The sequence below is a fragment of the Thermogemmatispora sp. genome, assembly GCF_019683635.1.
In the GTDB taxonomy this organism is placed as follows: domain Bacteria; phylum Chloroflexota; class Ktedonobacteria; order Ktedonobacterales; family Ktedonobacteraceae; genus Thermogemmatispora.
The window spans coordinates 1-23,316 of the sequence record NZ_JADGIA010000046.1; the positions used below are offsets into that span (position 1 = coordinate 1).

Annotated in this window: 16 protein-coding genes; 12 read left to right on the forward strand and 4 right to left on the reverse strand. The window is 63.9% G+C overall.

Annotated features, from left to right (window positions below; translation table 11 throughout):
• Window positions 1–147 precede the first annotated feature (147 nt).
• Together IRZ31_RS07425 and IRZ31_RS07430 are read right to left on the reverse strand one after the other, a co-directional pair.
• The gene (locus tag IRZ31_RS07425) at window positions 148–1,209 is read right to left on the reverse strand and encodes a hypothetical protein (RefSeq protein ID WP_297151784.1); all 1,062 of its coding nucleotides are present in this window, start codon (window positions 1,207–1,209) and stop codon (window positions 148–150) included.
• Between the two features lie 117 nt (window positions 1,210–1,326).
• A complete protein-coding gene (locus IRZ31_RS07430; protein ID WP_297151787.1) occupies window positions 1,327–2,292 on the reverse strand; it encodes an aromatic ring-hydroxylating dioxygenase subunit alpha in 966 nt (321 codons plus the stop codon).
• Between the two features lie 375 nt (window positions 2,293–2,667).
• On the opposite strand from IRZ31_RS07430, the gene IRZ31_RS07435 reads away from it, so the two are divergent.
• From IRZ31_RS07435 to IRZ31_RS07485, 11 genes are all read left to right on the forward strand, one after another.
• Entirely contained in the window at window positions 2,668–4,977 is a 2,310-nt protein-coding gene (locus tag IRZ31_RS07435; protein WP_297151790.1) for a protein kinase, read from the forward strand.
• Window positions 4,978–5,289: 312 nt separating this feature from the next.
• The gene (locus IRZ31_RS07440) at window positions 5,290–6,177 is read left to right on the forward strand and encodes a class I SAM-dependent methyltransferase (RefSeq protein WP_297151793.1); all 888 of its coding nucleotides are present in this window, start codon (window positions 5,290–5,292) and stop codon (window positions 6,175–6,177) included.
• Window positions 6,178–6,317: 140 nt separating this feature from the next.
• Window positions 6,318–6,719 carry a secondary thiamine-phosphate synthase enzyme YjbQ gene (locus IRZ31_RS07445; RefSeq protein ID WP_297151796.1) on the forward strand — a complete coding sequence of 134 codons (402 nt, stop codon included), beginning with the start codon at window positions 6,318–6,320 and terminating at the stop codon, window positions 6,717–6,719.
• A gap of 281 nt (window positions 6,720–7,000) precedes the next feature.
• Complete coding sequence (locus IRZ31_RS07450) at window positions 7,001–8,590, forward strand: serine/threonine-protein kinase (protein WP_297151799.1); 1,590 nt, start codon at window positions 7,001–7,003, stop codon at window positions 8,588–8,590.
• A 157-nt stretch (window positions 8,591–8,747) separates the two neighbouring features.
• Window positions 8,748–9,632: a hypothetical protein gene (locus IRZ31_RS07455; protein WP_297151802.1), complete on the forward strand. Its 885-nt coding sequence runs from the start codon at window positions 8,748–8,750 to the stop codon at window positions 9,630–9,632.
• A gap of 88 nt (window positions 9,633–9,720) precedes the next feature.
• Window positions 9,721–10,908 carry a hypothetical protein gene (locus tag IRZ31_RS07460; protein ID WP_297151805.1) on the forward strand — a complete coding sequence of 396 codons (1,188 nt, stop codon included), beginning with the start codon at window positions 9,721–9,723 and terminating at the stop codon, window positions 10,906–10,908.
• A 5-nt stretch (window positions 10,909–10,913) separates the two neighbouring features.
• Complete coding sequence (locus IRZ31_RS07465; protein ID WP_297151807.1) at window positions 10,914–13,982, forward strand: hypothetical protein; 3,069 nt, start codon at window positions 10,914–10,916, stop codon at window positions 13,980–13,982.
• 123 nt (window positions 13,983–14,105) lie between these two features.
• The gene (locus tag IRZ31_RS07470) at window positions 14,106–15,470 is read left to right on the forward strand and encodes a hypothetical protein (protein WP_297151810.1); all 1,365 of its coding nucleotides are present in this window, start codon (window positions 14,106–14,108) and stop codon (window positions 15,468–15,470) included.
• 106 nt (window positions 15,471–15,576) lie between these two features.
• Window positions 15,577–18,531 (forward strand): hypothetical protein, encoded by a 2,955-nt coding sequence (locus IRZ31_RS07475; protein WP_297151813.1) that lies wholly within the window; start codon window positions 15,577–15,579, stop codon window positions 18,529–18,531.
• A gap of 125 nt (window positions 18,532–18,656) precedes the next feature.
• Entirely contained in the window at window positions 18,657–20,201 is a 1,545-nt protein-coding gene (locus tag IRZ31_RS07480; RefSeq protein WP_297151816.1) for a hypothetical protein, read from the forward strand.
• A 138-nt stretch (window positions 20,202–20,339) separates the two neighbouring features.
• A complete protein-coding gene (locus tag IRZ31_RS07485) occupies window positions 20,340–20,894 on the forward strand; it encodes a hypothetical protein (protein ID WP_297151819.1) in 555 nt (184 codons plus the stop codon).
• A gap of 109 nt (window positions 20,895–21,003) precedes the next feature.
• Here the strand turns inward: IRZ31_RS07485 and IRZ31_RS07490 are convergent, their stop codons facing one another.
• On the reverse strand, window positions 21,004–21,912 hold the full coding sequence (locus tag IRZ31_RS07490) for an ABC transporter permease (RefSeq protein ID WP_297151822.1): 909 nt from the start codon (window positions 21,910–21,912) through the stop codon (window positions 21,004–21,006).
• Window positions 21,913–21,917: 5 nt separating this feature from the next.
• Window positions 21,918–22,925 carry an ABC transporter ATP-binding protein gene (locus IRZ31_RS07495; RefSeq protein WP_297151825.1) on the reverse strand — a complete coding sequence of 336 codons (1,008 nt, stop codon included), beginning with the start codon at window positions 22,923–22,925 and terminating at the stop codon, window positions 21,918–21,920.
• Between IRZ31_RS07495 and IRZ31_RS07500 the strand changes: the two genes are divergently transcribed.
• A complete protein-coding gene (locus IRZ31_RS07500; RefSeq protein WP_297151827.1) occupies window positions 22,924–23,313 on the forward strand; it encodes a hypothetical protein in 390 nt (129 codons plus the stop codon). The genes IRZ31_RS07495 and IRZ31_RS07500 overlap by 2 nt on opposite strands.
• Window positions 23,314–23,316 lie beyond the last annotated feature (3 nt).

A 23,316-nucleotide genomic window follows, 5' to 3' on the forward strand; every position in this document is an offset into this window, starting at 1 on the left:
AAAAAGCGGCCAGAGCGGATGCCTGCCGGCTATAACGCCACGCACGACACCGCTCTGGCCCTCTCCCCTCGCATCGCAAAGGGAAGAGCTGCGAGTAGAAAGTAGCTGAGGAAAGCGAGAACGCGCTCAGCCAGGGCGCGCCCTCGCTTAGGAAGAACGCTCCTGATCTTTTGAAAGAAGGCGACGACCCGTATGTCGCTCCTGAGAGGACTGGCGAGCCGGAGACGGAGAAGACCGCTCAGCCATCAGCAACCCCTGACCCTGTCTCTGCTCACCAGGAGCATAGCCCAACTGCTCTAGCGCGTCGGCAAGCTGGCGGTAGATCTCCGCCGCATCGCCGCGCTGGTGGGGCATGCGTCCCAGGCTGGTGGCCGCCTCCGCCAGGCGTAAGAGCACCGCCGGAATATCGCTCTCGGGAATCCCGCCCACCTTCGTCCCGCGGTAATTGCTCAGAATTGCCTGGATGGCCTTCGGTAAACGACGCTCGTCAACGGAGCCGTCGGCCAGACGATAGGGCAGCTTCCAGGTCTCAGGGCGGCTCGGGCTACCCACATAGGCAAAGCAGGCAGCCGGCAACCGATACTTCGGATGGACCAGCTCCGTCGCCTCGGCCTCCAGTGTCAGGGCCGGCGCCGTCTCCGGCAACAGCCGCAGCGGCTCCATCGTGCCCGCCGGAGAGAGCACCGCCGGACGCGGGCGATAGATCCCGTGGATACTCAGCCACCACAGGTCAAGCGGAGGCTCCACAGCCGTCAGCGACGCAAAGACCCGATCCTCCAACCCGCCATGACGCGGATGCGCCGCATAGAGCATCACCCCATCGCTGATAGCGATGCACTTCACATGCTGCTCCTCCGCGTAGCGTTGCGCCTGCTCCAGCGCCCGCTCAACCGCATGGCGGTTCCAGGCCAGCGCTCCCGGGCGCTTCACCTCCACCAGCAGATACTTAATGCCGTGGCGCGTCAGCACCAGATCCGCATACTGCACCTGATGATTGAGGTCGGTCAGCTCCCAATCGAGCACCAGCGTAAAGAGATCCTCTAAGATATTCTCGGCCACCTTCTCCGACGCCTTGCCATAGCGCCCCTGCTCGGCCAGGCGCTGGCGACGGCGCTCCAGAAAAGCCGGCCAGGCGCTGCGAATACGCTCCACACAGCGGCGGTACGAAGCCAGCCGTGTCATCTCGGGCGGGTGAGAGGCTGTGCTCATGGATTGCCCTTCTTTGTGCGCCTTCTTCTATTGTTGGAAACGAATAACAAGACTGGTAGTAACAGTATCTATCGGCTTCTTCCTGTTACACAAGTAAAAAGGACAAGAGAAACCGACCTAGGCCGTCCCGAAGGTCATCCCCAGGCGGCGCAGCCAGCGGCGGTAAGCGATCGCCGTGCGATCCGAGCGCAGATGCAGCTCCGCCTGCAGATCCAGCGGCAGCAATTCGGGGCGCTGCGACTCAATCACACGAATATCCTGCTGCATCACCATGTCCTCGAAGCGACGGATCTCCTCCTCGCTCTGCTCACCATAGTTCAGGGCCACGTACTGCCAGGCGATACAGCGGCGCTCGCTCACCGGCGTCACTGTAAAGAACATCGCGAAGCGCGGCCCTTGCGACGTCTTCACAAAATAAGCTGTCAGCGGGCGCAACACACGGTAGGTATAGGTCACCTCAGCGCCCTGGCCGCTGCCGTCGGGATTCGGCTGCCAGACCGTGATATCGCGCGCCGTAATACCATCCTCGCCTGTCTCCACCGTATAATCATTGATTGCTGCATGGGCCGGATCGCCGAGGAAGCCCGCATGAACATACGGGAAATGCGCCACATCGAGGAAATTCTCGATCGCGCGCGGTCCGCTGGTCTCAATAGAGTACGGACCCGTATGCACCTTACGGAAACTGGCATCATCCCACTCGGGAAAGGCCGGCACCTCATGCTGAGGCGCGCCCAGCGTCACCCAGACCCAGTCGTAGCGCACACAGCTCCGATAGACGCGCGCATGGGCCGTCGCCGGCGGCTTCTGCTCCGGATGGGCCGGGAAGCGCACACAATGCCCCTCCTCATCATAGGTCCAGCCGTGATACGGACAAATCAAACAGGCATCCTCGACACGTCCCAGCGAGAGGCGCGCGCCGCGATGCACACAGAGATCGCGCCAGACATGGACACGCCCGTTGACCTTCCACAGCACCAGGTCCTCATCGAGCAAGCGCGCCGCCACCGGTTGACGCTCAGGTAAAGCCGGCGCATAGGCTACCACATGCCAATCGTTGAGCAAAACGGGATCGTTCAACATAGGGCCGTGCTCGTTGCTCCCTTCTTACCTCACAAGCTAGCTCCTGGCTGCCAGTGACTGATCCAAGGTCCAGGCCAGGGATCAGTCTCCGACTGGCTGGCACGCTTCAGTATACCGGGTGGCCGCAGGCGGCGGCAACTGGCAGCTGACCATCAAGCGGACAGCCAGACGGGCCAAGAAGGTAGCGCCATAAGTACTATTTTCTCCCGTTCAATGGGACTTTTGTCCCGAAAAAAGGGAGTGTACGCTATAATAAGCCCGAGGGGGGCAGGAAGGCGGTTGCGCCAGCGAAGCGCACCACGGTGAGACACAGCGAAGCACAGCATAGCACACAAAGCATGCAATGCAACCATAGGACAGGGTCGAGACGGGCCGATGATTGACTATGCAGGGCAACGACTCGGTAACTACCGTCTGCTCAAGGTGCTTGGCAGCGGCGGCTTTGCCCGCGTCTACCTGGGCGAGCACATCTATCTCAAAACGCCAGCAGCGATCAAGGTGCTCCAGACGCGCCTGACGCAGGATGCCCTCAATCAATTCCTGGCCGAGGCGCGCACGATTGCGCGTCTCTCGCATCCGAACATCATCCGCGTATTGGAATTTGGCATCCAGGACGAGACGCCCTATCTCGTGATGAACTACGCCCCCTACGGCTCACTGCGCCAGCGTCACCCCGCTGGCAGCGTTCTGACGCCGGGGCGAGTGCTCTCCTACGTGCGCCAGATGGCAGCGGCTCTGCAGTATGCGCACGAGCGCCAAATTATCCATCGCGATGTCAAACCCGAGAATATGTTGCTCGGCGACAATTTCGTGCTGCTGCTGAGCGACTTTGGCATTGCCATGCGCGCCCCAGGAGCCGGCGTGACGCGCACGCCCTACGCGCCGCCCAATGCCGCCGGCACGACAACCTATATGGCACCGGAGCAGATCGACGGAGCACCAACTCCGGCTAGCGACCAGTATGCCCTGGGCGTGGTCGTCTACGAGTGGCTGTGCGGCAGCCCTCCTTTTGTCGGCGGGGAGATGCTGGTCGCCCTGCAGCACCTACAGTCCTCTCCGCCGCCGCTGCGTGAGAAGCAGCCCGCCATCTCGCCGGCCATTGAGATGGTGGTCCTTAAGGCTCTGGCCAAAGACCCGCGCGAGCGCTTTGCCAGCGTCGCCGACTTTGCCCGCGCCCTGGAAGCTGCCTTCGCTCAGGCCGCCGATGAGCCGACCGTTGAGGTCCCGGCTGCCCGGCTGGCGGTTGCCGCTCCCGCTGTACCAGATGTACCAGAGGCGGAGGCATGGCGTCCAGGCAGGCCGCTGCTCTTACCCGCGCGCCTGGCCCCGGCAACTGAGACGGGACGCCAGCCAGCTCAGCCCGCCGCTCTGGTGGCGCGCGCCGAACGCCCGGAGAGCGCAGAGTCATCTGCCGATGCGCTCTCCGTCGACTCAGCTGAGGCGGCCCCAGCAGCGCCGTCCTCCACTGGCGCCGAAGCCGACACCGCCAGGATCAACGGCAGCAGGCCGCGCTCAGCGCCGCTCGCGCTCCCGGCGGCGCCCGTGACTCCCGCGCCACCCTCTCAGCTGCCACGGCGCTGGCTCCGCTGGCTGCGTCCAGCCCTGGAGGCCCTGCCCCTGGGGAGGCCGGTAACCCCCGCACAGCCACTCTCGCGCCGCCAGGCCCTGGTCAGAATCGGGGCCCTGGCCCTGCTCAGCGCCGCTACCTGCGATCTCGCTGTGTCCACCCTGGAGGAACAGCTGACCTTGCTGCGCGGCTTGGGCCAGCATCCGGCTCCGGCCTCTCAGCCGCGTCCCACGGCCACCGCGCAGGCCAGGCCATCCCCCTCGCCTGCGGAGCGCCCGGCCAGCCCAACGCCACAGGCCCAGGCGACCGCTCAGGCCCTCATCATGGGCATTAACAGCCGCCCTGCCCTGGCCTCCTGGGGCGTGCGCCAGCTCGATCTCTTTATCCGCGCCGCTGACAATACGCTCTGGCATCGCCATTTCGACGGGCGCTGGCACAACTGGGAGCGGCTCAATGGCTCGCTGGCCTTCGATCCCGTGGCCGTAGCCTGGGGCCCTGAGCGCTTTGATCTCTTTGTGCGCGGCGTCGACAATAGCCTGCTGCATTGCTGGTTTGATGGTTCCTGGCACGACTGGGAGAGCCTGGGCGGCTCGCTGACCTCCAATCCGGCAGTGGCCTCCTGGGGAGCCGGACGCCTGGATGTCTTCGCCCGTGGTGGCGATAACGCCCTCTGGCATAAGTGGTACGACGGCCTCTGGCATGACTGGGAGTCGCTGGGCGGCGTCATCACCTCGGCCCCGGCAGCCGTCTCCTGGGGCCCGGGCCGCCTGGATGTCTTCGCCCGCGGTGGCGATAATGCCCTCTGGCACCGCGCCTTTGACAGCAGCTGGGGCCCGTGGGAGTCCCTCGGCGGCAGCTTCATCTACGATCCAACCGTGGCCTCGTGGGGCAGCCACCGCCTGGATGTCTTCGCCTGCTCGCCCGCCGGCTCACTCCTGCACCTGGCCTACGACGGCAGCTGGCACTCCTGGGAATCGTTCGGCGGACATCTGGTCTCGTCGCCGACCGCCATCTCCTGGGGACCCGCCTATATCGATGTATTCGCGCGCACTGATACGAATGCTCTGCAGCACCTGTGGTTTGATGGTAGCTGGCACCCCTGGACGCTGCTCAACTGAGCCAGGCCATCACACTGCTTCTTCCTGCTTGACGTGCCATCCCTGATAGTCTATCCTGGAGCGTGTCCCTGTGGGTTGGCCCTATGCAAGAGGGAAGGACTGTCGCCTGCCGCGCCCACGAGAGCCTGATCATGAAATGATCCACATGTCGATGAGGTGTACGTGTTTGCCTGCTGCGCCGACGCAGACCAGCAGTGTGAGGGCGATCGACAGCGCTGAGTAGCTCCCCTGCCGACTGCTGACTTGCCTGCCCTGGATGCGCCTGGCCTCACCGTTCGCTGGAGTTCAGAGAAAGGACGGAACAGAAACGCAATGGCTACCTCTGATCACCCTGCCCCCTCTCCCGAGCCTACAGCCCAGAGTCAGTATACGATCGATGCTGAGGATGCTGCCGAGACATCGCGCCTGATGATGCAGGACCAGCTGCTGACGCAGGCGATGGGGGGCCTGCTGCCCGAGTTGACAGCAGAGGAACTCAGCAGCGTGCGCCGGGTCCTGGATATCGGCTGCGGCCCCGGTGGCTGGGCCCTGGCGCTGGCGGCTGCCTATCCCTCGATGGAGATCGTCGGCTTTGATATCAGTGAGACGATGATCCGCTACGCCTTTGCTCAGGCACGCGTGCGCGGCCTGACGAACGTCTCTTTCGAAGTAATGGATGCTCGCCAGCCTCTGGCCTTTCACGATGCCTCATTCGATCTGATCAATGCCCGCTGGATCTTCGCCTTTATGGATCAAGAGAGCTGGCGGTCACTGATCGCTGAGTGCTGGCGCCTGCTGCGCCCTGGCGGGCTGCTGCGTCTCTCGGAGCCTGAGCTGACGGTGACGAATAGCCCGGCATTTCAGGCCATGATGGGCCACCTCTACACGGCCCTGGCTCGCCTGAAGCGTACCTTCTCGGTCGATGGCCATACCAGCGGCGTGCCCTATATGCTCGGCAAGCTCCTGTCGGAGGCCGGCTTTGTGGCTATCCGCAAGACGCCGTATGTAGTCGATGGCTCCTATGGCAGCGAGATGTATGCTATCAGCGTGAAAGATGCGGAAGTGGCTTTCGCTCTGACAAAGCCATTCTTGCTGCATTTCGCCTCTCTGAGCGAAGCCGAGTTTGATGCCCTCTATGAACGGATGCTGTTGGAGATGCTGAGCGAGGACCATGTCGGCCTCTGCTATGCGCTGACCATCTGTGGGCGCAAACCCAGCTAGAGACCGGGGTGCCTGCCGGCAGTGGCCGCAAGCTGAGAGCTGCCAGCCGGACGGAACGGACTCCCGCGCTGGCGCTGGCGGCTCTGATTCGGTTTGACACGGTAGAGAGACATTGCTGCAGAACATTGGAGGATCAGGCTATGGCTGAAATGAAGATTCTGGCCGTTGAAACCCGTGACAAGGATCAAATCATCGATATCACCGATACAATCGAGCAGCATGTGCGCAGTGTGCAGCAAGATAACGGTCTGTGTACCATCTTTGTGCCGCATACAACCTGTGCGGTGGCGGCGATGGACCTTGACCCGGGCACCGACCTCGATTTTCTAGAGGCCCTGCGCCGTCTGCTTCCGCCGATCCGCTACCGGCATCCGCACGATCCGTCCCATGCGCCCGATCATATTCTGTCGACGCTGATCGGGCCATCGCTCGTGGTACCCTACGCCCGAGGCCGCCTGCTGCTGGGCACCTGGCAGCGCGTTGTGCTGGTTGAGTTGGATGGACCACGGCGCCGCACACTGCACCTGACTTGCTCCAATTAGTTGGCTGTCTTCCTGAAGATGGCTCGCAGGAGGCTGGCTTCACTTCAGCCTCCTGACCCTGGCCTTGACCCGTTGCGCTCCTCTCGCCGCGCTGATCGCCGCTCACCGGGAGGCTGTCCTAAGAAGCAGCCTCTCTTGCCAGAAAGATATTGATGTGTTATGCTCTCTAACGAAATCGATTTGTTCAATATAATCTGGCCTTCATTCTGTTTCCATTATAGTCTGTTGCGGAATGCGTCCCTGGACAAGCCTGGTAAGCGCTCCTGAACAAGGGGGTGCCTATGAGTATCGAGATCAAATGTGCAGAGTTGCTTGGCCGGCGTGTCGGCCACTACCAGCTGGTCGGGGTCCTGGGGGGCGGTGGCTTCGCCTGCGTCTACCGTGGCCAGTGGGGAGCAGGTCAGGAGGTAGCGCTCAAGATCAGCCGGCGCTCGCTGGATTCGCCAGAGAGTCGCTCGGACTTCGAGCGCGAGGTGCGTATCGTTTCGCGTCTCAATCATCCCAACATTATCAGGCTTCTCGACTATGGCATCTATGAGGTGGAGCTGCACGGCCAGCAGCTGGCCCTGCCCTACCTGGTGATGCCACTGGCCCCCGGTGGCAGCCTGCGTCAACTCGTCCCCCGTGGTCAGCGCCTCCCGCTGGAGCAGGTGGTGACCTATGTCCAGCAGGTGGCCGCGGCTCTGCAGTACGCTCACGACTTCCGCGAGCCTGATGGACGGGCGAACGCTATTCTGCACCTTGACGTCAAGCCGGCGAATATGCTCGTCGGGGAGCGTGGGCAGATCTGGCTGAGCGATTTTGGTATTGCCATCATCGGACATAAGACGCTGCGAGCCGCTGATCCGCAAGCGGCTTCTCAGATGCTGCTTGCAGAGGAAGAGGTATGGGGCTCGCCCGAATACATGGCGCCCGAGCGATTTGATGGCCAGCGCCGCCGCGCCAGCGATCAGTATGCCCTGGCTGTGACCTGCTACGAATGGCTGGCCGGCGCTCCTCCCTTCAGCAGCAGTGCTCCCGATCTGCTGGCTCGCCAGCAAGAACTGATGCGCCTCCAGCGGACGCAGCCACCGCCGTCGTTGACAGCTCGCTTTGGCGATATTCCCCCGGCGGTTGAGGCTGTGATCTTTAAGGCCCTGGCCAAGGAACCCGATCTACGCTATCCATCGGTCAAGGCGTTCGCCGAGGCCCTGGAGCAGGCTGCCGCGCAGAGCCGCCCGTCGCAATCCAGGCCCACGTCTATGCCCAGGCCCACGCCTGTCTCTCCATCCTCACCTCCCTCTTCTCCGCCGCACACACCTCCTGCGACGCCCGGTCCTATACCGGCCTCAACGCCTGTCTCACCATCGCCAGCGATCTTCCTCAGAGGCCCGTCCTCCCTCCCGGGCGCCAGCGCTGTCTCGGGCACGCTCCCCGCCTTCTCTGCTGGCTTCCTCAAGGGACCCGCCTTCTCGCTGGTGCCTCCGGCGGTCAAGCCTGTGCATTTCTTCAGCGGTCATCGCTCTTTCCTTCTTCTGCCTGATTTCAGGCTATTCCGCTTTGTCCATTGTCTGCTCATCATTCTGGCCGGACTGCTTCTACTGGTCGCGCTGCCGAAACTATGGCCTCTGATTCTGCTTTCCATTCCTCTGCTGGTCGCTCTCTTTTATCTGGCGATTAGTCGTCGTAAGCCCCTGGCAATGCAGTTACTGGCCTTGCCTGTAGCTCTCTATTATGCTGTGAGTTGTGGGCAGCTCTGTATGTGGCTGATCGCGCGACTCTGGCCCGGGCTGCCGCTGCTCTCCCTGGTGGCGCTGCTGCCGGCCCTGGCCGCCTGCTGTGCCGCGCTCTATAGCATCCACCGCTATGGAGTGCAACGCCTGCGCTGGTGATGGGTGGGCGCGGGCTGGCCGGGCAAGTCATGGCCAGCGCTCGCGCTGATCCGCACTCTGGTCTAGGTAAAGATACGCAAATTTATCGCTTAGATGGCGTTCTCCCGTTAGAAAAACAGGCGTCAGTTGTCAACGGTAAGAGAGGAGCAGGAGAGTTATGCCCTATAGCCAGCCTTGGAATAGCCGCCAGCCAGGCTGTCTTATCCTGTTGCTGGACCAGTCGGGATCGATGGATGAACCGTTTGGTCTGCAGCAGGCCGGTGGTGGAAGACGCAAATGTGAGATGTTGGCGACCGTCGTCAACGGTTTCCTCAACGAGCTGATCACGGCCAACACGGTCATTGACAAGAATGGCATGCCCGAGGTGCGTCCGCGCGCGGAGGTGGCCATCCTTGGGTACAGCGGAACAAGTGTGACTTCGGCCCTCAAAGGTGGGCTGGGGCGTAAGGAGTTTGTGACGCTGGGTGAGCTGCAAGATCAGCCTCTGGCGGTGGAGCGGCGCAAGAAGCGCGAGCTAGATGAAACGGGGGCCGTCTACGAGGTCGAGGTCTCCTTCCCGATCTGGGTGAAGCCGGTCGCCGGGCAGGGAACGCCGATGTGCGCGGCTCTGCGGCGCGCAGCCGAGCTGGCTCAACGCTGGGCGGCGGCCAATCCTCAGAGCTATCCGCCGGTGGTGATCAATGTGACCGATGGCATGTCCACCGATGGAGATCCGACCGCCATCGCTCAGGATCTCTGTCGCGTGGCCACTGCTGACGGTCAAGCCCTCCTGTTTACTGTCCACCTGACGAATCTCAACAGCGCTCCGGTGGAGTATCCGGCCACGGAGAGCGAGCTGCCTAACGATCCCTATGCGCAGTTGCTCTTTCGCATTACCAGCCCGGTGCCTGAGACCAGCCTGGCACAGCTCTCAGCGATGCTGCATCGTGATCTCAGCCCGGGGGCGCGCGGCCTGATCTTCAACGGCGACGCCGTCTCGGTGCGTCTGATGTTCAATTTCGCCAGTATTCCGGCGACCCAGCTCCTCGATCCGAATCGCTGAAGAGCCAGGCTCTGGGTGACGAGCTGGCAAGCTGACAGAGATGAACTCTCTGCGCCATGCCCGTGGGGAGCCGAGGAGGCGATCGCTGATGTTTGCCGAGATCTCGATTCTGGAATACTGGAAGTCGGAGCACGACCTCGATACGCTGGAAGACGCCTGTGCTTGCGATGCGGGGCGCGGACTCTTCGCTGTGGCCGATGGCGCCGGGACGACGCTCTTTGCGCGCCAGTGGGCTGTGACGCTGGTGGAACTCTTCGTGTCCTGCCCGTTGTTGAGCGCCGACCCGTTCGAGCTGGACTGGTGGCTCGGCCAGGCCCGGGCGCGCTACGCGGAGGGGCTGCCTGCGCCCGAGCAGCTGCCGCCGGAGGTGCGCCAGAAATGGCAGCGCGAGGGCAGTCAGGCGACGCTGGCGGCGCTGCGGGTTGTCGAGTCGGAGCCGGAGTATGCGCTGGTCAAGCTGCTGGCGATCGGCGATAGCTGCCTGCTCTGGCGCCCGGCGGGCAGCGAGGTGGTGGAGTCCTTCCCGCTGCGTTCTCCGGCTGAGTTCTCCAAGCCGCCGCTCTGTCTGCCTTCGCAGGCGGCTCTCTTCCGACGCTCTTTTCATCGCCTGCAGGAGCAGTGGCTGAGGCTCAGGCCAGACGATTGCCTTATGCTGGCCACTGATGCGCTGGCGCGCTGGATTCTGGCCGGCGGCGATGGCAGTCTGACCCCCGGTCAGTGCTTTGAGCTGGTGGCCCGGCAGGTGCCATCTTCGTGGGAGACCTTCGTCGAGGAGGGCCGCGCGCTGCGAGGGCTGGCCGATGACGATTGCACTGCGCTGGTTCTGACCTGCCGCCGTACGCTGAGCGAGCGCGCTATTCTGCTGGGGGCAACGCAGTCGTATCAGGTGGCACTGCAGCAGGAGCGCCGACGCGCCTTTGAGGAGGCGCGCCGCGCGGGAGATCGTCGGCGGATGGCCGTGCTCTACGGCGATGGAACCGCTTTCCGGGAGCAGGGTCTGGTCATCCCTGGCGAGATCGAGCAGGCGCGCTGTGTGGCCGAGGCGCTCGATGAGCTGCTCTGGCAGCTACGTCCGCTGCTCAATCGCGCCGATGTGGCTAAGCAGGCGGCCCAGCTCTGGCAGCGCTATGCCCCGCTGCTGGCTGCCGAGCCGTGCGCCGCCTCGCTGCGACGGACGCTGGCGGCGCTGGGCGTGCCCGGGGTCGAGGTTGGGAGCGGTGACAGCCAGGAGGCTCAGCCGGAGAAGAGGCCTGCCCAGGGAGAAAGGACGGAATAGCGCCTATGCCGGGACGTCTGGCCTTCGATGAGGCGATGCAGTTTCCGCGCAGTCGCCTGCTGGTGCCTGACCCTGAGCTGCGCGAGGGCCGGGTCGAGATGATTGAGATCAAGACCCGCCGGGGCCTGATCCAACGTCCCTGGGGCCTGGAGGGGGGCTTTGCTATTGTCTACAAGTTTCGCACGCGCAGCGGGCAGACGCGCGCTTTGCGTTGCTTTCATGTAGACATGAAGCCCGACACCGAGGAACGCTATCGCCAGATCGCCAATTATTTCGCCGCGCAGACGGCGCTGCGGGCGGCGACGGTGCCTTTCACCTACTATCGTGAGGGGGTTGTGGTGAAAGAGCAGGGCCGCGACGAGGTCTGTCCGCTGATTGCGATGGAGTGGGTGGAGGGGCGGACCCTCTGCGAGGCGGTCCATCTCTATTGCAGCCAGGGCAACCGTGTGGCGCTCAGGGAGCTGAGCCAGCGCTGGCAGAAGCTGGTTCTGACCATGCGCGAGGCACGCATGGCGCATGGTGACCTGGCCGGCAGCAATGTGCTGGTGCGCGAGGATGGGCGCCTGGTGCTGGTCGACTACGACGGTGTCTATATTCCGCCGCTGGCCGGCTATCCACCGGTGCTGGCCGGGCAAGAGGACTACCAGCATCCTCAGATGCGCCAGCGCCCTTTCAATGAAGAGACCGACGCTTTCTCTGCTCTGGTAATTACTACGGCCCTGAGCGCTCTGGCCTGCGATCCCACGCTCTGGCGACGCTATGCCCGCCTCGATGAGCGTGGCAATCCACCCGAGTCTCTGCTCTTTATCGCTGAGGACTTCGCCGATCCCCAGAACTCGCGCCTCTTCCAGGAGTTGCTGAGTGCGCGCGATCCGTTTGTGCGCCAGCTTGCCCAGGAGCTGCGGGCGGCCTGTGGGCAGCCGGTCGCTCAGGTGCACTTTCCGTTTGCCCTGCTCGATCCCGACTATGAGCGCAGGGAAGCCCTCAAAAAGCTGCAAGAGGCCATCGCGAGCGACGACGATGAGGCGATCGCCCGCGCCTGGCAGCCGCTGCTGGAAGGCTATGGGCCGGCTCAGCTTGAGCGGCCACGGGTGGAGCTGGCCCGCCGGCGCCTGGCCGCCCGGCAGCGCTTTCGCGACGCGCTCCACAGTCGCACCTGCTCGCTGAAAGCGATTCTGGCCAGCTACGATACCGTCCTCGATGACTCGCGCACCCTCACGCCTGGCGAGCGCTGCCTGCTCGCAGAGGGAGAGCGTTTTCTGCAGGCCCTGGCCGAGCAGGATGATGAGACCCTGCTTGAGGCCGCCGGCGCGCTCAGTCAATACTATGGGCTGGCGCTGCTCTCCGCGGAGGAACAGGCCCAGTTGCAGGCCGCCCGTCAGCGTCAGCAGGCACGGCGGGCCTGGAAGGAGGCGCGCCAGTCGAAGGAGATCGCGGCGGTCGTCCGGGCCTACGCTCAGCTGCAGCAGGCCGGCCTCTCGCTGCCGCCAGAAGAAGAGCGGCTAGGCACGCTGGCGACGCGTTTCTGGGCGCTGGCGACCGATCCCGCCGCCGATGACGACGCTCTGCTTGAGGCTTACGAGGCCATTGCTCTGTCACCTCTGGCCGCAGAGCTGCAGATGAGCGCCGAGCAGCAACAGCGGGCGGAGCTGGCCGAGCGCCGCCTGGCCGCCCTGGCCCGCCTGCGTATGGCCCTGCGCAGTCGCCGTCTGCGAGCGGTGGCCGAGGCTGACGATCCGCTGTTGGAAGAGAGCACGGCCCTGACGCCCGCAGAGCGGGAACGGCTGGAGCTGGCACGCCGCTTCTGCGCAGCGCTGGATGCCGACGACGATGCTACGCTCGTCATGCTGGGCGAGCAACTGGAAGAGGAAGCTGCCACGAGTACGGGCCTCTTGCTCACGGCTGAGGAGCGCCAGCGGCTGGAGCTGGCGCGCGAACGCTGGCGGGTCTATCAGCGCTTCCTGTCTGCGTTGCATTCGCGGCAGCCTCGGCTGATCGCCGCCGCCGCTCATCCGCTGCTCGCCGCGAGGCAGCTCAGCGCCGACGAGCGGACGCTGTTGGAGCTGGCTCAGGAGTTCGTGGCTGCCTACGAGGATGATCGCCGTCTGGTCGCCTTCTATGAACACCTGCAGACTACCAGGCAGGGCACCTTTTTCCTCTTCACGCCCGAGGAGCAGCGGCGTCTTGACGATGTCTGGGAGCAAGAACAGCGCTGGCGGCTCTTTGAGCAGGCGCTGATAACGGCCCCGGAGGTGCCTGGCGAGGAGGGACCGCGGCGGTTGCTGGCGGCCTATAACGCGCTGCCGTCGGCTTCCCTGGAGCGCCTGACAGGGGTCCAAGAGCTGCGTCTGAATGAGGCGCGGCGGGCCTTGGAGCTGGTCCATCTGCTGAAGCAGGAGGCCAGCGATGAGCAGCTAGTTGCGGCCTATACGCCGGCGCTGCTGGAGACATTTCCTGCTCTGCTGGACGAGGCCCAGCGTCGGCGTGTGGAGAGCGCCTTGCTCTTACAGGAGTTGCAGCGGGCCTGGCGCGCCTGCGATTACCGGCGCATGCTGCTGATCGCCCGGACTATCCCACTGTCACAGGCTCTGGAGCGCTATCGCCTGCAGCTGCAGGTCGCCGCCCGGCGTCTGGCGGAGATGCTGCAACCGCCAGACGTACAGCTAGCCCTGCGTCCGGCCCTCGATGGCAATCGTCTGATCGTCTCCTGGCGCTGGACCACCGACCCCTTGCTGCGCCATGTCCTGATCTGCTGGCAGACGCAGGCGCTGCCGCCTCTACCGCAGCCGCTCTACCCGGGTCAATTAGAGCAATTAGGTCACTATCGGATCGTGAGCCATCCTGAGCCAGCCGGCCAGGGGACGGCCTCGCTCAACCTGGCGGTCGGCTCCTGCACTCTGCTCCATGTGGTCGTCTGTGCCCTTCTTCCCGCGGACTGGGGGCAGAGTGCGAACGGCAGGTTCGTGGAGCAGGATGGGCGCCTACCAGATTGGCAGGCTGCAGACAGACCCTGGTGGCTGGGGCGCTCCCTCTGCGCTTCGCTGGCGCTCGGAAGCGAGGTGGCTCTCAGTTGACCGAGTGAGCAGAGCAAGGCGCTGGCGCTGACGATCCGGCCTGCGCTGGTCCTGGGCTGGCTCTGGCTGCAGCGTGGCGTGAGCGCGCATCAAGCCCATTCTTGTGAGACGGAGCAGTATCATATGAGCTTGAGGCAGATTCTGCGAGAGGCAGGAAGCTTTCTCGGAGGACAGTTGAGCACGCTGCTCTATCACGGGCGCAGCGTCCTCTGCCCCTCGTGCTGCGAGCGTATCTATCCCGGGGCCTGCGCGATTGTCAGCCTCCCGGAACTCCAGTCGCAGTCGCTTGCCACCCTCGTCCCACTCCGGGAGCCGCCACGCGGCCTGCGGCGCTTCTTCTCTATTCTCTTCCCCACCTCGCTGATGGGCGAGCAGTTCACCAGGAAGCAGGCGGTACGCATCTGTCCACACTGTCAATATCCCCTGCCCTACAATATCGAGCGCACGCGCCAGGTGACTATCGCCATCATTGGCGATGTCAGCTCGGGCAAGAGCGTCTACATCGCCGTACTCCTGCGTTTGCTGGAGCAGGGGGCCTTTCTCCCCCGTGACCTGCCAGCCAAGCTGCCCTGTCTGACGCCCGAAGCCCGCGAGCGCTACGAGCGCGACTACGGCAAGCCGCTCTTTGTCGACCGGATGGTGCCGCGGGGCACGCCGCGCGCTATCGATACCACTCATCAACCCATCATTTATGAGATTGGCATGCGTCTGGAGCCGGATCTGCCTCCCACGCGCTTTAATCTGGTCATCTATGATACCTCGGGAGAGGATTATGTCATTCAGGCCAGGCAGGTCCAGTATGCGCCCTACGTGCTCAATGCCGACGCTATCATCTTTATGCTCGATCCGGTAGCCATTCCTGCGGTGCGCGCCAGTCTGCCGAACGATCCCCATTTTCGCTACGGCCACAACCTGGCCTTGGGGCATCCACTCGATAGCTTTTCGAAGATCGTTCAGCCGCTGGTCCAGGCTCGGGCGCGGAGGCCGCGCCCCCTGGCGATCACGCTCTCCAAAGCGGACCTGCTCAAGAAGCTGCGGCCTGTTGGCCAGCAATATGGCTTTCTCAAGCGTGCACCGGACTACAGCGGCGGTCTTGACCTGAATGATCTGGCCAGCGTCGATCAGGAAGTGCGGCAATTGCTCTATGAATACGATCTAGGGCGCTTCCTGGCGACAGTCGAGTTTTATCAGGGGCAGCTCTTTGCTCCTGTCTGCTATACTGCGGTCTCGGCCCTTGGCTATACCCCGGACGAGCAAGGAAGCATTCCGACGGTCAGTCCCTGGCGTTGTCTTGATCCTTTTCTCTGGGTGCTGCACGAGCTGGGCCTGCTTCCGGCCCGTGCCAGGAGCGCAAGCGGCCTCGGCCCCGCCCTTCACGGCAGCGCGACGGTCCAGACTCCAGCCTATCCGCCGCCCCCGGCTTACCCCGCAGCTCCAGCCTCTCCCTGGCAGGGCGCTCAGCCCGGGCAGCGTCTCAACTGGCCGTGAGCGCAGGGGGGCGGGCAAGTGGGAGTGGTAGGCGGACCGCACAGCAAGGCGAGGCAAGGCAAGCGGACAAGGCAGCGCCGTCCCATCAAGCACGGAGGAGCGGACGATGAACCAGCAAGCAGCGAGTTTGCAACCGATTGAGCAGCTCTGGTATACCTGGTCTGATCGGGGCCTGGAGAGTGCCCTCGCCGCCGGCTATCGCGTGCGGGCCTGCTCGCCGGGGTTGAGCAGCGAGGGACGCCTGGAGCAGCTGCGACCCTATCTCAGATATCAGTTGCCAGCCGATACGAACCTGACCAGCCTCAAGATCGAGGAGGCGCCGCGGGCGCTGGCGCTCATTCAGAGCGGCAATGAGCGCCTGCTGCTCCACAAAGTCTATGTGGGACGCGACGGAGCCGGGCGCCCCGGCAACTATTTTGTCCATCTGCTGGCTGGCCTGGAGCCCACCTTCAGCGCCGACCGCGCCATTTGCCTCTGGCGTTATCACGATGACCTGCTCTGGCAAACCAGCGATGACCCCCGACACGGGATCACGCTCCCGGCGATCCCGCGCAGCGAGTTGGAGCAGCGTCTGCGGGCGCGCTGGCGACTGGCTTACGGACCCGGCGTCGCGCCGCGCGGACCCGAGTTTATCCTGCTGAGCGAGAGTGAGCGCAGCGCGGCCCTGGAGTTCTTGCCCTGGCTGCTGCTGGCCTTCTTCGACCAGCAAGAGCGCTACGATAGCGCCCAGGCCCAGCGCGAGGCGGCGAAAGCTGCCTCCCAGCTCAGGCGCGGCGGTAGAGAGGCCCTGGCTGGCGAGGGCCAGACTGAGGCTGGCATCCCTCCCATCTATCTGATCGCCACTCCCGACCAGGCCGCCTGGCTGGTATGGGCCTTGATGCAGCTCCTGCCGCCCGCTCTGGGCCGGCGACTGACCTTCAGCACCTATGAGGAGAGCAGCGACCTGAGCGATTCGCGCGTCATCCGACAGGCGTTTGCCCTGGTGACCACCTGTCCGGGGCGGCCAGAGCAGGCGGCTAACTGCTTGAGTGAGCGCCTCTATCGCGAAGCCTGGACTTTCAATCTCTTTGCTGGCCTGCCTGCTTCGCCTTCTCTGCGCGAGCTGCCAGAGGCCCGAGATTTTGTCGAGCTGGCCTATGCCGCCTTCCGTGGGGGTGATCTGCGCTCAGTTGAGCAACTCCATCGCGATCTGGAAGGGGGCGTCACCGATGTCCACAGTTTCTTGCAGGAATATCGACGTTGGAGAAGCAATCAAGGCTCATTGACGCTTGACAAGATCGCCGAGATTACCCGCTATCATCCCCTGGACTGGTCTCAGCTCATGGTGCGCCGCCAGGTGTTGCAGCGGCTCTGTGATGATCACCAGGGCGAGGCACTGCTTGATCAGATACTGGCTGATTTGCGCGCACTGGCAGAGCGGCGCCGGCAGGAGGCCCGGCTTGATCAGGCCCTGGTGAGCTTCGAGAATGAGGCGCGCGATCTCTGGCGAAGTACCAGGCTCTCGGCGGCGACGCGCGTACGCCTGCTGCTGGCGCTCGATGCCCTGGGAATGGAGCGCAGTCTGCTAGGGGAGGCGGTCAGAGGCGTGCTCGATGATCCGCTGGCCCATAGCGTCCTGCGGGAGAGGCCGGGCCGCTGTAGCGGGGTACTGGCCTGTGCGGCCCGCGCCCTCTCCAGGAGCGAAGCGGAGCGCTATCGCGAGGTGGTCGGTGAGCTGCTGACGGGGTACCGCAACTGGGAAGATTGTCGCTCCTTGCTGCGGCTGGTCCTCGTCCTGCCGGGCGCCTGGCGGGGCCAGTGCTTGCACCTCTTCCGGCGTGTGCTGACGGACCCGGTGGCGGCCAGCGGCGGGGGGCCGTTGCCGCTCGCCGAAGGCGACTGGAGTCAGCTGCTGTTGCTCTTGAACCAGGCTTCCAGCGCAGACGAGCGTGATGAGGTACTCGATCTGGCGGCGGTGTTACTGAGAGACCAGAGGGCGCCGGCTTTCCGCTTGCTGACCCTCTGCTGCCAGCTCAGTCCTCTGCCCACCGAGAGCGAGATGCAGGAGCTGCTGCGGGATTCGGCCCTGTTCAGAGAGTTGGGCGAGCTAGAGCTGTGGCGAATGATGCGGAGCTATCGCCTGGAGCGCCTTCGCTACTACGCCGGAGAGCTGCAGCAGCAGGCCGCTCTCTACCTGCAGACACGTTTGCCGTCGCTGGAAGCCCTCTGCCTGCGCCTCTTGCATCTCTTCTCGTGCTCTTCTGATGTTCCGAGGAAGGAGCTACTGTCACTGCTCTTCTCTTATGCCTCCGATGCTCTGCGCGAGCGCCTGCTGCTGATCTGGCCGGCGACAGAGGTCGAGGCCGTGGCCGACCTGATACGGAACTGCGCCAGCAAAGGCGATCCCTTTTTCTTGCGCACGCGCCTGGGCCTGTTCTTCTATCACCAGGCCGTCTGTCAGGTGCTGACGCGCGAGGAGAAGCGGCGGTTACTGGCCACCTGGCTGGAACGTCAGCTAGATCCTCTCGATCTGCAAGCGCTACTGGCCTATAGCGAGCTGACGCCTGATGAGCGCGCCTGGCTGCTGGAGCGCTATGGTCCTCTCTATCTCTCGCATCCTGACTATGCCCGGTGCTGGCAGCTGGCTAACCTGGCCCAGCTCTATCTGCTGAGCCTCGGGCCTGCAGACCTGCGAAGGCCGGAGACGAAGAGGCTCCTTGAGACGCTGGCCACTCCCAAGGTGGTGCTTCCCTCGCTCCTGATCTCTTTGTCCTGGAGCTGGCTGCGTGTCGCCACCGCTCTGGAAAAGCGTCAGGTGGATCCATATCTCGACAAGGCTCTGGGTTATCTCAAGCGCGCGCTTGATCCCGCGCGCTATGCCGCGCTTTATAAAGAGCTGTTGAGCGCGCTGAAGCTTTCAAAGGGTCTGAAGAAGAAAAAGGTAAGCGATGAAGCTGATCTGTCTATTCTGGGTCCGCTGAAGCCCGAGGGTCTGCCCAAGCGGCGCTCCGTTGGCCTTCCTTTGTTGAAAAAAGTGTCCGGTCTCTTTGCCCGGCGGCGTGGCCTACATCGACGCTCCTGAAATGAGGCCGATGGGCCACGGCTGAGGATCGTAGCGGTGCGTTTAGCCGCGAGTCATGATCTCAATTATCTGGCTATGCTGATGTTGCTTCTTGCTCTTCGTCTGGTTGATTATAGAGGTCATCTATGCCTGATCTGCAGAAAATTCAGGTCGAGTTAAGAAGTCTGGAAGATGAAATCAGAAGCTTTGACGAGGCCGGCGCTGATCGTCTGGCCGCTGTGCAGGCGGCGCTGACGGGGCAGGCTTCGCCCTCGGCCTGGAGCGGCGTCGATCTGCACTCCTATATCGCTCCTGGCCTGATCGCGGCGGCCTATCGCCAGCAGCAGCAACCTGATCGGCCCCTGCTGCGGGTGCTGGAGGGGCTGCGCAACGTACTCGTCTTCGTGCCGATCATGGTCACCTGGTACGGCATCGCCCAGGCCAGCAACGCCTATCATGATCTGCTGCAGCCCTGCTTGCAGCAGCGGAGCCTCTGCCCGCCCGACGCTGGTCAGCCCTTTCTCTATCTCTGGCAGCAAGGTTTTGATGGGCGCCTGGCTCCGCTGTGGAGCCTGAGCAGCGTCGGCCTCATCGACGCCTCGCTCCTGCTCCTGGTCTTTCTGCTGACCCTCTCTGTCCTGCTACTAGAGCGGCGCGGCGAGCGGCAGCGGGAATGGAGTGCGATCCTTTTTGAGGGCCGGCTGACCCATGCGGTCAGCGAGGCGGCGCTGGCCCTGCGCAGTCAGCGCCTGGCCCTCACGCCGGGCGAGAATCTGGCCGACGTGGCCCTGCGCATCGATCAGATGGCCAGCGACGTGCTCGCCAGCTTTGACCGTCTGGCCGCGCGTATCGGGCAGCGCTTCGAGGACATCGCCCAAGAGCTGGAGCGGCGCTTTGGACAGGCCAGTGACCAGCTCAAGACGGTGGCCGACGAGCTGCTGCGCTCCGTCGAGACCATCAACCAGCGCTTCGCGCAGCAGTTCGATCTCGGGCAGCGCCTGCTTGATCGCCTGGCTGATCTGCTCGACGGCAGCGGGCGCCTGGCTGATGAGCTGCAGCGGACCGCCAGGACGCTACAGGAGGCCAGCGGGGCCATTGTCCAGGGGCTGCAGGCGATCAGCGAGCCGGTACAGCGCCTGGAGAAGCGTCATGAGCGTCTGCTCGAAGAGATCGTTGATGCCAATGATCGCTTTGAGAAGGCCGCTACCGCGCTGACGCCGCTTTCTCAGGGCTGGCAGCGCCTGATGAACAGCATCGATACGCTTGATCTGGCGGTTGGACAGCTCGCCACCCTGGGCACGAATCTGGAGGGCACCGCCAGGGCCTGGCAGGGTTTCCTCAGTGAACTCTCGCAGGAGCGCCAGGCGCAGGAGCAGATGGCCCTGCGTCTGGGCGAGGCCCTGGCCAATCTGCAGGACGCCATCGGGACCTTGGGTCAGGGGGCCACCTATCTGCGCAGCATCGCCGTCGATATGCAGGATACGCTGCGCCTGCAGGCGGCGGCTATTCAGGATGGACGCCTGCCCATGCCGGGCACGCCCGGCAGCCTGAGCGAGGCCGTGCAGACCCTGCGCCAGGGGGCCAGCGAGCTGCGGCAGGCGGCAACGCTGATCAGCGAGGTGGCCGGGGCTTTCCGCGCTCTGGCTCCCGCTGTGATGCAGCATCCCGAGGCCGGTGGACGGCAGCCCTGAACGAAGAAGCGGCCTCTTCTGCCTCTCTCGCCGCTGCTGCTCGCTGACTGCCGATAGCGATGGAGAGGAGCAGCTCAGGGCGGGCGCTGAGGAGCTGCGAGGCCCTGTCAGAAGCGAAGCCAGGAGGAGCATCCAACGATGTCCAGCTTTCCTCGTCCTCCCCGCGTGCGCGAGAGCACTTTGCTGGCCGGCTGGCTCTTCGCCGATCTGCTGCTCGGCCTGGCGGTGATCTTTCTGGCCGCCAATACCTACGCGAAGGTGCCGCCGCCGGTGACCCCAACGCCGACCAGGCTGGCGGTCACACCCTCGCCGACGGTGCTGCCGCGCCTGGAATTGCACCATCACCGTTTTACGCTGACGGTCGATGCCAACGGCTTGCTGGCCAACGACGCCGGGGCTGTGGCGGCCCTCAAGCGTCAGGTGCGGGCGCAGTCCTTTCTCATTGGGCGCACGGCGGGCCTCGTCATCGTCTACGACGGCGCGCCGACGGTGGACGCCATCGGCACCTCGCTCGATGTGTCACGCAAGGTGATGAGCCTGCTCGCTCAGATGGGCAGCCAGGAGCACTTTGCCTTTACCTGCACCTCTTTCTACGATCCTCTCTATACGCTGGGCCAGGATCAGAGCACGGTGACGATCGATGTCTATCTGTTTACGGAGCATCTTCAGACGTGTCCGCCAGCTCTGTTCTAGCCGCTGACCCTGGCGCTCCCCGGCCCGCTTCCAGGCGCGGGAGCGCCACGAGCTGCTTCTCTCTCCACTGACCTGCTCGCTCGATCGCTTACTCTCGCACCAGCTCAAACTAGCGTTCGCGCTCGCTGCGGACAAAGAGGATGGTGCCCGCAACCAGACAGAGCAGGGTCAGGGCGCAGACGACCACCAGATTGACAAGCGGCCCCTCCAGGGCGACTTTGGCGTACTCGGGCTGCCCGCTGTAGACGACGTTGCGTAGCAAGTCGACAGAGTAGCGCAGCGGGGTGATCTTCGAAAGCAGGTCCAGGTACCAGGGCAGGTTACGCATGGGGATGAAGATGCCCGCCAGGAAGAACTGAGGGAAGAGCAACAGGGGAATGGCCTGGTTGGCGCTGCGCTGGCTGTTGAAGAGCGAGAGCAGGAGGAGGCCTAAAGCTCCGCCTGAGAAGCAGGTGAGCAGCGCCACGGGCAGAAGCAGGAGCAGACCCGTGGGCGAGACCGGGAACTGAAAGAAGAAGATGCCCAGGAGCAACACTAGCAAGCCCTGGGCCAGGGCAACCACCGAGGCCCCCAGGATCTTGCCGACGATCAGGGCGTAGCGTGAGACGGGGGCGATCAGTAGCTCCTGCGTGAAGTCGCTCGCGCGGTCCTCCAGCAGGGAGAGAATGCCCTGGAGGGTATGCTCATAGAGGGTCATGGCCAGTATACCGGTGATGGCGAAGGTCACCAGGCTGTAGCCGGCGGCCTGACCAAAGTTGCTCTGTAGCGGCCCCTCCAGGCCCAGAACGAGCAGGATGGGCATGATGACTGAGAAGAGGAGAAAAGCCTTGTCCCGCCGGTAGCGCATGATCTCGCGGGCGGCGATGGTCACGATGGCGTTCCAGGTGCGGTTCAGAGGGCGCTGGCCCGGCTGCGGTTCCAGGATGCGGCGCAGCAGCTCCTCGTGTTGGCTGGCTTCCGTGGCCGAAGCCGAAGCCACGTTCTGCGTAGAAGACGACTGGGGGGAAAGCGTTGCCATACTCGTTATTCCTCCTCACTGTCCAGGGTCTGCCGACCGATAATGTGTAAGTAGGCTTCCTCCAGGCTGGGGGCGTGCGTCTGCACCAGGCTGAGCGGCGTCTCCAGTCTCTTCAGCAGGTACTGCACCTGGGGGCCGGCAACAGGCAGTTCAAAGACGGTCCCCTCCTGAAAGGGAACCCCAAGCTGTTGCAGCTCCTGGCGCAGGCGGGCGCGCTCGGGCGCATCCAGCAGGAGACGGGCCTGCGTCAGGCTGGCCTTGAGCTGCTCGGGGGTGCCCGACGCTGCGATCTTGCCGCGGCTCATGATGCAGACAGCATCGGCCTCTTCAACTTCTTCGAGGTAGTGGGTGGTCAGAAAGATGGTTGTCTGTCCCGTTGCGCGCACACGCCGCAGGTAGTCCCACAGGCTATGACGGCTCTCGGGATCAAGCCCGGTCGTCGGCTCGTCGAGGAAGAGGACGGCGGGTCGGTGCAGCAGGCCGCGCAGGATCTCCAGCTTGCGCTTCATGCCGCCGGAGAAGGTCTTGACGGGCTTGAAAAGACTCTCGCTGATGTCGAGCAGCTCGGCCAGGGCCTCAACCTGCTGGCGGTAGGCGGCGGGCATGAGGCGAAAGGCCGGGCGATAGGGGTAGAGGCCGTAAAGGGCGACGTGCAGGCGGACATTCTCTTCGGCGGTCAGGTTCTGGTCCAGGCTTGGTTTCTGGAAGACGATGCCGATCTGGCGTCGGATGTGGGCGGCCTCTCGCTCCAGGTCGTAGCCGGCGATGCGCACGCGGCCCGCGGTCGGGCTGAGGGTGGTGGTCAGGATAGAGATGACGGTGGTCTTGCCGGCCCCGTTCGGCCCGAGCAGAGCGAAGAGGCTGCCGGCGGGCACGCTGAAGCTGACACCATCCACGGCGTTGCGCTGGGCTTTTTTATAGCATTTGACCAGGTTCTCAACCTGGATAACAGGCTCGACGGTGCTCTGCTCCGGCTGGCTGAGCCGGTGCTCGTCGGTGACGGCGGTTTGCATGGCTATTGTCCCTTCTTTCTTGCTTGGCTTTGGCCTGATTCCCTTCATCTCATCAGGTGCCAGGGTGGCGCGTCGTTCACTCATGGCGCCTCACTGCGGCTGGTGCGCTCTCTCTCGACGTTGTCTGAACTGGGTGCCCCTCCTCTCACTCGTCGGCTGTCGGCGCGCGCCCTGGGCTGGTCTGCCGTCGCTCGCTGAATGGGGGAAGGCCAGATCAGTGCTGCTACGTCTGGCAGACCTGGGCTGGCCTTCCCTGGTGAAGGTGAAACGTTGCGTTGTCGATGCTAGTGTAACCCACGCACCGAAAGAGGGCATCATCCTTCTGGATGATGAGCTGGATGATTGTGCCGTCCGCGCGGCGACCAGCCTCTTGGGGAGGCTGGCCTGAGAG